Origin of the sequence: Brevibacillus sp. JNUCC-41, from assembly GCF_014844095.1 — a bacterium.
GTDB classification, from domain to species: domain Bacteria; phylum Bacillota; class Bacilli; order Bacillales; family DSM-1321; genus Peribacillus; species Peribacillus aracenensis.
Genome location: NZ_CP062163.1, coordinates 867,861 through 881,725 on the forward strand (window position 1 = coordinate 867,861; position 13,865 = coordinate 881,725).

Annotated in this window: 11 protein-coding genes; 2 read left to right on the top strand and 9 right to left on the bottom strand. The window is 40.8% G+C overall.

Going from position 1 to position 13,865, the window contains the following annotated elements:
- Positions 1–455: 455 nt before the first annotated feature.
- The 6 genes from JNUCC41_RS04260 to JNUCC41_RS04285 form a co-directional block, all read right to left on the bottom strand.
- On the bottom strand, positions 456–2,792 hold the full coding sequence (locus JNUCC41_RS04260; protein WP_192206527.1) for an L-type lectin-domain containing protein: 2,337 nt from the start codon (positions 2,790–2,792) through the stop codon (positions 456–458).
- Positions 2,779–3,804 carry a WxLIP family cell surface protein gene (locus tag JNUCC41_RS04265; RefSeq protein WP_192206528.1) on the bottom strand — a complete coding sequence of 342 codons (1,026 nt, stop codon included), beginning with the start codon at positions 3,802–3,804 and terminating at the stop codon, positions 2,779–2,781. Before JNUCC41_RS04265 ends, JNUCC41_RS04260 begins: the two co-directional genes overlap by 14 nt.
- Positions 3,805–3,896: 92 nt before the next feature.
- Positions 3,897–4,592 carry a WxL domain-containing protein gene (locus JNUCC41_RS04270; RefSeq protein ID WP_192206529.1) on the bottom strand — a complete coding sequence of 232 codons (696 nt, stop codon included), beginning with the start codon at positions 4,590–4,592 and terminating at the stop codon, positions 3,897–3,899.
- A gap of 25 nt (positions 4,593–4,617) precedes the next feature.
- Entirely contained in the window at positions 4,618–5,307 is a 690-nt protein-coding gene (locus JNUCC41_RS04275; RefSeq protein ID WP_192206530.1) for a WxL domain-containing protein, read from the bottom strand.
- Between the two features lie 895 nt (positions 5,308–6,202).
- Positions 6,203–7,030, bottom strand: coding sequence for an STAS domain-containing protein (locus JNUCC41_RS04280; protein WP_228467534.1), 828 nt, complete (start codon positions 7,028–7,030; stop codon positions 6,203–6,205).
- Between the two features lie 129 nt (positions 7,031–7,159).
- Positions 7,160–7,591, bottom strand: coding sequence for an Lrp/AsnC family transcriptional regulator (locus JNUCC41_RS04285; RefSeq protein WP_192206531.1), 432 nt, complete (start codon positions 7,589–7,591; stop codon positions 7,160–7,162).
- A gap of 149 nt (positions 7,592–7,740) precedes the next feature.
- On the opposite strand from JNUCC41_RS04285, the gene JNUCC41_RS04290 reads away from it, so the two are divergent.
- Positions 7,741–8,325 (top strand): DJ-1/PfpI family protein, encoded by a 585-nt coding sequence (locus tag JNUCC41_RS04290; protein ID WP_192206532.1) that lies wholly within the window; start codon positions 7,741–7,743, stop codon positions 8,323–8,325.
- Between the two features lie 110 nt (positions 8,326–8,435).
- Here JNUCC41_RS04290 and JNUCC41_RS04295 read toward each other — a convergent pair whose 3' ends face one another.
- The 3 genes from JNUCC41_RS04295 to JNUCC41_RS04305 form a co-directional block, all read right to left on the bottom strand.
- Entirely contained in the window at positions 8,436–10,418 is a 1,983-nt protein-coding gene (locus JNUCC41_RS04295) for a hydantoinase B/oxoprolinase family protein (protein WP_228467535.1), read from the bottom strand.
- 16 nt (positions 10,419–10,434) lie between these two features.
- The gene (locus tag JNUCC41_RS04300) at positions 10,435–12,474 is read right to left on the bottom strand and encodes a hydantoinase/oxoprolinase family protein (RefSeq protein WP_192206533.1); all 2,040 of its coding nucleotides are present in this window, start codon (positions 12,472–12,474) and stop codon (positions 10,435–10,437) included.
- Between the two features lie 461 nt (positions 12,475–12,935).
- Positions 12,936–13,106 carry a hypothetical protein gene (locus JNUCC41_RS04305; protein WP_192206534.1) on the bottom strand — a complete coding sequence of 57 codons (171 nt, stop codon included), beginning with the start codon at positions 13,104–13,106 and terminating at the stop codon, positions 12,936–12,938.
- A gap of 318 nt (positions 13,107–13,424) precedes the next feature.
- Here JNUCC41_RS04305 and JNUCC41_RS04310 point away from each other — a divergent pair, with 318 nt between their 5' ends.
- A complete protein-coding gene (locus tag JNUCC41_RS04310; RefSeq protein WP_192206535.1) occupies positions 13,425–13,856 on the top strand; it encodes a helical membrane plugin domain-containing protein in 432 nt (143 codons plus the stop codon).
- Positions 13,857–13,865 lie beyond the last annotated feature (9 nt).

Sequence of the window (13,865 nt, forward strand, 5' to 3'; positions counted from 1 at the left end):
TTAGAAAAGGAATATACAAAAAAAGCCTCATTCACGTTTAGAGGAAGCCAGTATGCATCGAAGGGCTTACCAACTTATTAAAACGAAAATGAGCTGTCTATTAGGAGCTAGTGTACAAGAAAAAGCGAAACCGAGCTTTTTACATTTTTCATTTTAAATAAATCAGGTACACTTGCCCGATTTTGAAACTAGATTTTAACTAGACCCAACCGTATGCATAGGATGTTTTAGCTAGCTACGAAATGAGCATGCCTGACGCAAATTAACAGACATGCCCAATTGGACATCCCTTGAGCCTTGTAAAGTCGTCCATTCAAACGATAGACAATGTTCTATCAGCTTCGTCGGCTCGTTCAATTTAAATTCACTTATCGTCACTTTAAAAAAGGAGAAGAACACGTTTGATTTGGTTTTATTCGATCATCTAAAAAATTATTAACCATAGTCTTTATTTTTCATGGCGCATCCACTAAATCCCATTTAATCCTCCCCTTATAATCACCTATATAGACAAAAGGTTCCATTTTTAATAATATTCCCTGATTTTCTCGCCAATGTATGGATATCTCATCCATACTTTTGGTTGTATGTTCAAAAACATTCATGGCAACTCCTAGTACCATTTTTTCTTCTTTTCCAACTTTATCAACAAAAGTTAAGGCATCTAATAAATAATGTCCAGCTCCATCAGAAAAATCTTCACTTAAAGTAGCCGTCAGCCGCCACGAACTACCGGTACCACGAGTATCCTTCACGCGAATATCCCAATCGGCATTTCGTTTTGCAAATGTCGCTTGAGTAGGAATTTCTATGTCTGCAAAACTAACATCCGTTGCAACATTGGTGAAACTAACTTGTCCAATGACGTTCAAGGTGAGTTTTTCCACGTTCGATTGTCTACCAGTATCATCCACACTATAAACATTTACAGCATGTGTCCCTACTGATAATTGATCTGCTGGAATGGTATACTCGTAGCTGACTTCTTCCCCTTTATCAGCAACATTTGCTGAACCAGATGCAAATTTAATTGGCTCACCTTTATCCAGCACATAGTATAGGTCCACTTTGTCACTATCTGCATCACTCCATGTCCCTTTTATTGTGTAGCCACTTCCTAAATCAATAGGTATTTCCGTATCAGCATCAACCAGTGTAAGAGATGGCGGTTCTACAACAATGATTTGTAGCGTTGCTACATTGGACTTTGCTCCATTTTCATCCGTTACATACACTTCAAAAGTGTTTTCCCCCATATGTAATTGGTCTTTTGAAAGGAGAAAACTCCAGTCGGCACTATCGGGAGACACATCTTTCTCTTTTTCTTCAGATTGGATTTCCTCTGAATTCAATTCATAGTAAAAAGTGCCTTTAGAATTATCACTGTCTTTCCAAGTTCCTGTCACTTCATAATCTTCACCTTCGGATACGTAAACAGGGCCAGCATCATTTATTGCTACTTCTGGTGCTTGATTAGGCTGGATGACATAATCAATTGAATTGGTATCAATCACCAAGTTATCTCCATTAAACCTAGCTGTTTCAGTAACTGAGGCAGCTTCCGTTGTTGCATTGACTTTCACTTGAAAAGAGACGGTCGCTGCATTTTGAGTGGAATTCATATTTGGAATACTAAGTGCCAAGGATTGCCCTGACCACGAATTATCATCTAATGCTGCAGTCTCACCAGGGGTTGTCAATGTCATAGAGCCTGGGATAAACGTAACATGATCATTCAAGACCGTGTTCAAGATGATATTTTTCCAATTTTGTAAACCACCGTTATATTTCGAATAAAGCGTATAGGTTAATACATCACCTTTAAAAACTGAAGAGCCCTCTCCGACAACAGAATCATCCTGTCTCGTTATCGTTTGCTCAACTTCTGCATTTACTAAATCCGGTATTTCATCAAAAGCGACACGATTGGTTTGCTTGTAAGTAGGGCCTGTTGAACCAGTGAATCCCCAATAAACTTTTGTAGAGCCAAAAACATCTTGTGCATTTACAGCAACAGTAACTGGATTTACTCCTTCTAATTGATACGTGAGTGCTTGGCTTGCAGCATCCCATTTCACTTCGAATTTACGCCATGTACCATTTGATAACAGACCAGGATACTGAACGCCAGTATTACCATCTACGTTATTATGTTTCATGGTTCTCCTATTACTCTGTAACGGCCAAACACCAAAGGTATAATCTATATAAGTATCGGTTTCCCCTGGATACCCCCATGCAACATGGTCATCGTTAACATTAGTATCAAAATAGCTAGGATCACCGTTATTTTTATAGGTATCAAACTCAACAGCAAAACTTTTTTGAATGCCAGATGTTTTCGATCCATTATAGCCTTCGTCTGCCCAAACCCCCAAGCTTGCCCCAGATTTTGCAATAGCATTTACACCTCTTGAATCATTATGCATCACAAATGCCATACCATCTGCCGCATTATTCCCATTATTTCCAAAATACAAATACATGGAGGCTGTAAAATCTTTAGTTAAATCCATTTTAAGATCGTCGATTGACCAAATTGCCCCCTTTTGATTTGCCGTTCCAGGGGTTACTGAAACCAGTTGATCGTTAATGATGGAGCTATTTGATCCTGTTGATGGAGTCGTAAACAGGCCATCCAATATAATACTGGATGGAGGATTATCTTCTACTGGACCGGCTGCCTCCACTTGAATGTCCACTGGCCCCAGCCATTGAAGACTTGAAAAAAACAAGCCCATAATAATGAGAAATGAGAAAGTGATTCTAGTGAATATTTTACTCTTCTTCATGCTTTTCCCCGCTTTTTTTCCTTCTTAGTAAAATAATGACCAATATGATTAATACCGCAATTAGCACGCCGATTCCTGCAAAAAAAAGTGTATAGTCTTTTTCCAATTCAACTGCTTCTTTATTTAATTTCTTTGAATCATCACCTTTAATCTCAAACATTTTGTCAAATTTCCAGGTTTGATCTCCGTCTTTTGCCGTTATATATATATGATATTTGCCAGGCTCTAAAGCTTGATTATCCCAGCTAATAGGGAAATCGAAATTAGAATTCGGTGCCATGGAAACGTCATTCTTCTCTGAAGAGTGAAGCATCTTCCTGTTTCCTTCTTTCGTGATTCGGGCATTCACATCCAAGTTATTGACAATCACAGCTTCCGTGTTTTGCAGATTCGCAGTTACCACTGTGCGATAGTTCATCAATCCTGCTTGAACTTTATTTAACTTTAGATTCGGTTTTACCCTTTTATCCGTTTCGGTCAATTTGACGCCAATCACATACGAAAATTCATTGTTGATTTGAACATTATCATCTTCTTGTTTTTTGTCGCCTTGATTTATTTCATATACATAGAAACCACCCAAAATCACTCCATCAAATGGTTCATCTGGCATTTGAATTGTAAAAGGCACTTTTTTCGTTTGATTTCCTTTTAACGTTACTTTTTGTTTTGGGGAAATGAGATCAGTTAATGCATACTTTAATGAACTATCTTTTTTTTGATTATTTTTACTGTAATCAATCACTCCATTTTGATTGGTTACGGCTGTATTCGGTTCAATCATTAAGTCGATTTTTTCACTCGAGTTATTCTTCACTGTTAAAGATATCGTTTGTTCGGCCCCCGGTTTCATATACAAGTCAAAGTAAGTCAACTTCTTATTGATTTGGTTTTTTGGAATATTGGCTTTGATTGAATATTCCATGGTCCCAGCAAAGGCTGTTTCATTCTGGGAAATGATTCCTAACCCAATCAATAAGGACACAATCAAAATAAATAGCCCTTTTTTCATCTATATCCCCCTCTAGTTTCAACATGATGTGATCTATATTAATGGAACTTGGCTTACATAATTTCTTATAAAGCCAAGCTCTATTTGAGTATTTAGCTAGGTGCGTTGGTTAATTCCCATGTTACAGTACCACTGTAACTTTCGGCTTCAGCTGAGCCAGCCAAAACTTTAAGTTGCACATTACTATTATCGCCGTCAGAACCTGAAAATACGTCCAGCCATGTTCCGCGGCCAGTTTCTAAAGGTGCCTCCATGAATTTTTTTGAATCACTGTTATCAAATGTAACGTCGTAAGCCGTTGGCGGTTCAGAAACATTTGATGATTGTGATTTTACTTGTCCATTTTTGAATGTTAACTCAGCCCCCTGTAAAGACTCCCCAGTGCTATTTTTTAATTCAGAAGCCTTTGCTGTCAAAGCCCATCCTTCGCCCGTTCCGCGTTTATCTGAAACTTGTACATATGGATCTTTATTATTTGCGTTATATGTAGTGTTCCCACTCATAATTTTCTGGGTTCCAAATTGGATGTTGGAGACATAGTCCAAAGTTAAAGATCCACTATTTCCCGTTCCGCCATTGTCTGGATCTATAGGATCAATCGGACTCGGTGGAGCCGGTTCATCTGGATTAACCGGATCTACCGGCTTGGTAATACCCTCATCCGGAATAAAATCAATATAATTTTTGGAAATAGCGCTATTTACGACAGCTGCTTCGGCTGAATTTGTCGAAAAGATCAATCCAGCCAGAATCATACTTCCTGCCATTGACAGGGTGATTGCTTTCATCTTCCTCACCTCATGGTTTTTTATATTATTGTGGTGCATCCAATAGACTCCAAGTTAATGTTGAGACATACTCTCCAGCTAAGTTTCCTGCAGGAACATTTATTTTCAAGTTGCTAGGATCAAATTGATCCACCCACGTTCCCATTCCTTTTGAATTTTGAGCAGACATAAGGATTTGTGGTGCAGTTACTTCAGAATCAGTACCTAATTGTACTTCCCTTAATTCTGGTGCAGGTGAAACATTTCCTGGAGTTGTAACTGCAGTCCCGATTGGAAGTGTAACAGTGGCACCTTTTAGAATCATCGTTTCATCAGTTAGATCCTTGAATGGTGAAGTCGAGACTTGTAATGTCCAGCCAGCACCAGTACCACGAATATCCGTTATTTGAACGTTTGGTTTTTTTGTAGTTGTTGAATATTCCACAACTCCACCGGATAATTGGTGGGTATTAAATTCTAAAGGCGAGACATTATCAATTGTCAGCGCCCCTGTATTTCCTGTTTCCCCATCCGGTTCACTAGGAACGATCGGGTCAGTTGGACCTTTTGTTTCATCTGCTGGCATTATTGTGATATGGCCATGAGAAGTGGCTCCTTTACCGTTTTCACTTCCCAATACTTCAGTTGGATCAACCGCGCTTGCAAATGCAGGCGTCACGAATACCAGCAAGGCTGTTGCTGCCATTCCTTTAAATAGAACCTTTTTTAAATTCATTTTTTCAATTCCTCCTTAATTTTTATGAAGATTTAAATGCCTAATAAATGAAGTTGCAACAATATCTTTCTTGAATCCCTCTCCAAAGACCTTAAAACTATGAACATACCTCTTATTTTTTCACCATCTTCATTCCTCCTGTTGTAGGTTGATAGGCTGCTGCATAAATATCGAAGCTACCCAATGCCTTTAATGCATAAGGTGCCAATCACTAGAATATTTGCGCCTTTCAATAAAAATGAATTTCCTAAGTTATCGAGATAGGGAAAGGAACAAGAAAGGTTGCATGTATTTGGTTCAACTTCATGAAAATCATTATATAAGTTAAAAATTCAAACATTGTTTCAATAATGATTTTTGCGTTTCCATTTAAGAAACTCCATGTAAGAAACTCATGATTTTGCTTTTCTTTAGTACTTACAAGTTGTTTTTTTACGCATCAAGTGAGAAAGAAAGTTCACTATAATTATAGAAAGGTGTTATTGGTTGGAATGTAAGGGGAAGAAGTCGGCACAAAGTTTTTTTTTTAGAAGATGGAGATTCAGAAGTGGATCTTAAACCATATAAGAATGAGGGTGTTTGCGGATAGTCGGCGCTACTTAACGATTAATAAAAAAAGTTAACCTGCTTCAGGCTAACCTTCATTAGGAATTTTTTACACCTACAAACGATCCTTTGATCTTGATTTACTGTGATCTCCCTAGTTTCCTACATACCTACATTTCGAGAATCAGTAAAAGTTTGTTCCCATAATGAATAAATGTATCGTTGTACGTCAATTTCTATACATATCTACTTATCCGAGTCGAAAAAAACAGCAAAACCATTTCCTTTATATTCCAAATTACCTACAAAAAAAAGTCACCAAAACATGGCGACTCCCACTTCACTTATTTTAGGTGACTACAAGATAGTCCTTCAAGGCCTGCTGCAGCGTCCCCTTTGTTTCAGCTCTATTCTCGATTTGGACCCCTGAACGGATCATTTTCGTTACCACTTCAGGGCGTAATCCAGTCACTACAGCTTTACACCCCATCATTGCCGTTCCATCGAGGATTTTCAATAAATCATTAATGATTTCAACTTCCATTTCGATGATACCGGATAAATCCAAGATCAAGGTCTGTATCCGCCGTTCACCTATCTCCTGCAATACTTTTTCCTCGATTATCTGTATACGTGTATTATCGATTGTCCCAATTAACGGAAGGACGCAGGTAGTGGAAGTGACTGGAATGATCGGGACGGATAGATTTTCCACCAAGCTTTGCTGAGCAAGAATCAATTTGTCTTTGTAATCGGAGTAGCTGACGAAAAAGGATTTAAGAAATACATCAACCTTTTCATTCACTTTTTTCTCTAATTCAAAAAAGGTTTTGGATTCACTGAAGACTACTTTTGCACTTTCGAACTTATAAAGAAATGTCCAAAGCGTTCTGCGGATGGCCTGAATCCATTCCAGCTTGAACGAAAGCGTCAAAGAGTGGGTTGCCCACGTAACTCCCTCTTGTTCGGCAAATGCAATCATATCCGATTCATTCTGTTCCACTATATAACGGATGAGCCTATGGGCATTATTCAAAAGGTCGACATTTCCAATCAGCAGAATTTCTTCAATTTTATCCCTGACATTGACAGCTTCAGATAAAAGATATTCTTCAAATTCACTTTTATTCTGCAAAAGGAATTCCATTATCTTTTCTTCCTCATAAACAAAACTCACTCTTCCCCACTCCCTTTTTGAACTCCAACTGTGATTTTTGTTACTATTTACTTTCTAGATGGGTGAAGTTTTTTCCTGCTAATTGCTATATATTAAAGAGTTTGAGACAGCATATAATTTAAATCCTGCTTACATCTCCTCGCCTGAAAAAACATTCTTCGATGCGGAGGAAAAAATCAGATGGGTGGACGATTTCCCATATTTAATGGCTTCATCGACGAAGCCTTCCAGCGTTTCCATCGAAAATGTACTTATTTTAATCAAATAACTGTATTGACCGGCTAACCGGTGGCATTCCAGTACTTCCGGATGGTTCAAGCTAAATTGATAAAAGTCTTTGCATCTATCCGTTTCGAATAATATGAATGCCGTTATGCGCCTATCAAGTTTTTCAAGTGATATTTCCGTTTTATATCCTTTTATCACTCCGCTTTCCTCTAATTTATTCACCCGTTCCTTCGTTGCTGGAGCCGTTAAGGAAACCTCATGTGCCAGTTCTTTCATGGACATGCGCCCATTATTCTCCAACAAGGAAAGTATCTTTTTATCCGTTCGATCCAATTCAATCACACCCACTTTTTATTGTTAATAGAATTCACCTAAATACATTATAAAATAAACAGAAATGAAATGATTACATAATTTATTCTATGTATTAGGGAATTTGCTTTTTATATAATAAACACAACTATAAATAAGGGGGATTCACGATGAAAAAAGTATTGATGCTGCTATCCAATGGATTCGAAGCGGTAGAAGCAAGTGTGTTTACAGATGTATTGGGCTGGAATAAATTAGAGGGTGATGGTATGACTGACCTGGTTACGGTTGGACTTCATGAACAATTGAAATGCACATGGAATTTCATCGTGCAGCCCGAATTGACCCTCAATCAAGTGAACCTTGATGACTACGATGCTTTGGCCATTCCAGGAGGATTTGAAGAAGCCGGTTTCTATGAGGATGCCTATGATCAGAGGTTTCTTGATGTGATCAAGCATTTTCATGATAAGAACAAAATCATAGCAACCATTTGTGTAGGTTCTCTCCCACTAGGAAAAAGCGGGATATTGAATGGAAGAAAAGCCACTACATACAACCATCCAACCAGTATGAGACAAGGGCAGCTAAAAGATTTTGGTGCGATTGTCGTTAATGAACCGATTGTCGTCACGGACAATATCATTACATCCTACAATCCTTCCACTGCATTCGATGTTGCCTTTACGCTCTTGGAAATGCTCACTTCCAAAGATAATTGTAAACAAGTGAAGGAATTGATGGGCTTCCATTAAGGTTGTCTTCCGCTTCAGGCGCTCGCTTTCCGCGGGCGGCCGGGGAGCCTCCTCGGCTTAGCTCTATCTACAATCAAGGGTTCCGAATGAATTCGGAACCCTTTTTCACGTTACTTCCAATAAGCCAATGAACGGGTTTTCATGGATTCACGGAACTGTTTCGTTGATTCTGGCAGGACTTTATTCGTTGCATAATCGATGATGACACCATACTGGCGAATGACATCCAGACTATCCAGCTCTCCATCGGCGAATTTATCTTCGACTCTTTGTACGTTTTCCTCAAGCCATTGTTTACGGTTGCTCCTGATATACGACCTAGCTTGTTCCGTTGCTTCAACATCTATTTCAAATAAATCGAGATCTTTATCGATTTCCTTGATCACGACTCCATAATCTTTTTTGGCTCGCTCAATTGAAACATATTCATCGATCACATCTTCCAAGACATCTTCGGGATTTCTTTCAAGCGGATCTCCCAGTCCCCCGCCCCCAGCTGATGGGCGTACAAAGGAATCTCCTTGCTGCACCTTCACATTTGAGAAAATCGCACCTAAATAGCGTTCGTCCTCTTTGCCAGGATTCAGCCAAGCTCCATGCGGGGAAGAAGGAAGCCCTCCAAAAATCCCCCATGTTATTGAACGGGAACGGTCACAGCAATAGGACATGACGGTGTTTTTGACATTCGTGAGTGTACCGCCCTTTTCTACACCGCACCCGCCGCGGTATTTCCCCGGCCCGGCAGAGTCGGTGATGATTTCATGCTTCATCGTCACGACGGGTGACAGTCTTTCTTGCCCTTCGCAAGGCTGTACACTGAGACCCAAACCGAATGTCGGCGAAGTGGCGTTCACACCGTCCCGGTCATGGCGTCCTCCATGACCGCCGGCCATCCAGTCATACCACATGAAGTATTTATCTTGCTCCTGGCGTTGATCCCAACCGCCGATAAGTAAATACTCCAGGTTAAATGAGCATGCAATCGCTCTTTCCGGCATGATATTGGACCAGAGTTCGAAGCACGCACTCATGATTTTTTCATAGGCCCCTGAACAAAAACCGGTTACGGCAATCGGTGCCGGGGCATTGACGACGGAGTTTTCCGGAAGTTCAATCTTCACCACTCTGTAAAAGCCGGAGTTCAAAGGGATTTCAGGAAAAAATGTCTTGGTTCCCGAGTATGCTGCTGATAAAGATGCCCCGAAACCGGCATTCAAAAAGCAGCCGATATAAGAATGTGAACCAGAAAGATCATAATGGATTTCGTCATCCGTGATGGTCATCTTAACCCTGATCGGAATCAGGCCGTCTCCGGCTTCCGGGTCCATATCAATATAATCCACAGTCTCCCAGGTTCCATTCGGTAAAGCCGCAACCTTGGCCCTCGCCAAGCGCTCCACATAATTCTGCACTTCCGCAAAGGCAGACAAAGTCGTATCGATTCCATACTTCTCGATGATGGCAAACAACTGGCGCTCGCCTACCTTGGCCGCTTCCACTTGAGCACGAAGATCGCCGACTCGTTCCTCAGGGACGCGCATATTTGAAACGAGCACATTGACCACATCTTTTAAAAATGTTCCTTTACTATATATCCTTAGCGGCGGAATCCTCACTCCCTCGCCGAAATGTTCCTTGGCATTGATATCGAAGGAGCCAGGTGTCGAGCCGCCCATGTCGGCCCAGTGGCCATTCGTCTGCATGAACGCAATCAGCTTGTCCTCATGAAAGACTGGCAAGAGAACCCGTGTATCATTGAAATGAGTACCGCCCCGATACGGGTCATTGACCAAGAATACGTCCCCGGGATGGATATCACCCCCGAAGTCCTCGAGCACCGCCTTTGCCGTTAGATGCAGTGTTCCTACATGGACCGATATATCCTGCGTCCCTTGCATGACTGTATTTCCTTCTGCATCACAAAGCGCACAACTGAAATCCCGATTATAAATGACGAAGGAATAGCATGTCCGAAGGATTTGTTCAGCCATTTGATCTACAAGGTTAACGAAGCCATTCTTTATCACTTCAAATGTCACCGGATCTAAACCTGTTCCAACTCCAGATTGGTCAATTAACTGTTTATTCGACAATGAAATCCACCTCTTTTTATTTATTTTGGGAAAGAATCAAGTTTCTGTATTGATCAACTTTTGCCGTGAAATTTGGCGGAATGACAGTCGTTGTATCAAGCTGATCCACGATGGCAGGCCCCGGGATTTCAGAAAAGGCCGGAATGAGTTCCCGGTTATACACGTTCGTATTCACATACCCTTCCTCTTCGAAATAGACATCCCGCGTTTCCTTCAAGGCATCAGCAAGTGTGCCCCCTGGTTCATAAGTAGGAAATTCAGGTTTTGGCACAGTTCCGATAGCCGTAACGAGCAGCCCGTAAATTTCCACGGTCTGTTCTTTATCGGAAAAAGAAAATTCCCGTTCATGCTCTTGATGGAAACGGTCAAGGGTCTCTTCCAATGAAGAAATCGGGCAATCGACTTCAATCGCCAAAGAACGCCACTGTCCCATATACCTCATGTCAATATAGCGCACCAATGTGGAAGCTTCCTTAGCGACCCCTTCTTCTTGCAATAACTCCGCGGCCTCTTTTTCCATTCCGATGAATTCCCTCTCTAAATCCATTAACGATACATCCTTGACATTCTTGACATAGGTTTTGGATATATCATGACGAACATCGACCAACAGGCATCCCATTGCAGCGGCAACACCCGGATGCGGCGGGATGATGACAGTCGGGATTTCCATTTCCTTGGCGAGGTACGCTCCATGTAAGGGTCCAGCGCCTCCGAAAGCCACAAGTGCAAAGTCGCGGGGATCGTATCCCCTTCTGACTGAAATCAGCCTTAGCGCATCACACATATTGGCATTGGCCACCCGTGTGATGGCATTCGCCGCTTCTTCAATCGTATAATCGAATTTCTTGGCGATCTTATCCACGACTTCTATCGCTTTTTGTTTATCAAGTTCCATTTGCCCATCCAATAGTTTTGTGCCAAGTCGTCCCAATACAATATTGGCATCGGAATTGGTCGGTTCCACGCCACCCCTGCTATAGCAAGCAGGTCCAGGTACCGCGCCTGCACTTTGAGGGCCATTCCGTAAAGAACCGCCTTCATCCACCCAAGCCAAGCTTCCTCCTCCTGCCCCTATCGTCAAGATTTCGATACTTGGGAAACCGATCGGATATCCATACTCGATATACCAATCTTTAGTAATCCGTAAATCACCTTCATGCATCAAGGAAATATCGGTGCTCGTTCCTCCCATATCCAGCCCAATGGCATTATTGAACCCGCAAAGCTGGGCGATATGTTTACTGGCAATCGCACCTGCAGCGATTCCGGAACTTGCGAGCCTTGCCGCATAACGGGGTACGGTTTGGGATGTCATTACCCCTCCGCCGGAGTGAAGCACTAATATATCATCTTCATACCCCCGTTTATTCATTTCACCTTCAAGGGTTTTAATATAGTTGCTGACAGTCGGTCCTAAAACCGCATTGACGATCGTCGTACTCATGCGCTCATGCTCAAAAATCTCAGGAAGGACTTCACTTGAAATGCATATATAGACGTCCGGGAGTTCCTCCTGGATGATTTGTTTCACTTTCGCCTCATTGCTTCCATTTACATACGAGTTCATGAAGCAAACCGCAATGGATTCGGTACCGCGTCTTTTTAATTTCCTTGCCAGTGTACGTACTTCCTCTTCATTGATTTCAGTCAAGACATTCCCTGCAAAATCGATGCGCTCTTCCACTTCAAAACGGTCTCTTCTTTGTATATACGGTTTGGCTACATCATCATATGTATCCCATAACTCAAGCTTGGTTCCTCGGCGGATTTCCGATACATCCCGAAATCCAGCGGATGTGATCAATGCTGTCTTTGGCAATTTCCTTTCAATCAAGGCATTGGTGCCCACTGTTGTACCATGGGAAAACACTTTAATATTTTCACAATCTATTTCCGCCTTTGCAATTCCATCCAAAATGCCGATTTCTGGATTCTGAGGAGTCGACGACGTTTTCGTGATTGAAATCTCCTTCGTGCTTTCATCAAAAACGAACACATCCGTAAATGTTCCGCCTACATCAATTGCGAGCCTAGTTTGCTTCGTACCTATCATTTAATTCCCACCCCTGCTACAAGATTTTAAAAAATTCATACCTTTTGACATTGCTTCGTATCCCTTTCACCACTTAATGGAACTGTGTGAAAGAGTGTCAGCCGCTGGATTTTCTTAGCCAAAAAAGGAACATGATGAAATAAAAAAAACCAGTCATATCAATAAGCAATCATTGATATAACTGGTTTTTGATCTAGGTTTAGCTTCGCTGGGCGGCGAAGTCTATTAGATTCGACAGTTATTTATAGAATTCATCTTTTAAATCACCAAGTCCATTTAAGGCGATGGCAGAGTAGTATTTGCTAGATAAAACTACCTGTTCATTATGGCTATATACTTTATCTTACGTCAATCCACCATAAAGTCAAGGGTATTTTTAGAATAGTCAAACAACTTACAAGGGTAAGAAGTTTATAAAAATCAAGGAACCATAACTGTTTCGCTATGCTTACGCAACATGATTATTTATCAGGTGCTTCCGATGTGCCTTCCTCACTGTTTTTGAGGTAAACTTCAGAAATTCCATTCATGCCTTCCGATAGTTGTGCTTTAGTATATTCCATACTGCCAACCAGTTTATGAAGCTTCTTATCATCATTCTCTTCTGTAAGTTTAGATTCTGAATCAGTCACATTATTTCACCTCCATCATTTAGGATGGCAAATCAAGATGGAAATATGTATGACAGGCGATGATGATAGACACCCTCAAAGTCCTTTTTAGGTAAAGAATGGAATCTTCCAGCAGAATCTGTACTTAAATAAGCGAGAAAAGTTTATTTTATGAATCTTTTTTTAAAAATCAGCTGTTTTCACGGAACTAAAGGGATATACTATAGTTTAGCATTTATTACATTTTTGTTAGTATTTTTTCTTGCCACACATTGTGTAATATTTTACAAGTTTTTCTATTTACATCAACAAAATGCTTATTGCAAAGGAGAATTGGATATGTCAGAAACGATTACCCAATCACAAACTGAACAACTTAATGCCAGCCAAAAACAATTAGATGTACTGGACCAATTATTAAACCCTGAGGTTCAGGAATCGTTGAACACTTTAGTTGAGCAGTTACCAAAACTAACTGAGTTAGTGAATATTTTAACAAAGTCTTATGATTTCGCTCAATCGGTTGCGACTGATGATGTTTTGAAAAATGATACGGTCAGCGCCATTTCGGAGATCGCGACACCTGTAGTCGATTCAGTGAAAGGGCTTGCGGTTACTGCCATCGAAGCTAAGGATCGTGCTGAAGTGAATCATGACGTGATCGGTCTTTTTGGTCTGTTAAGAATGATGAAAGACCCACAAGCACAAAAACTTTTCCGTTTCGCCCAAGCTTTTCTTGAAGTCTCTTCAGAACGCAAAAACCAAAAATAATTTGATGAA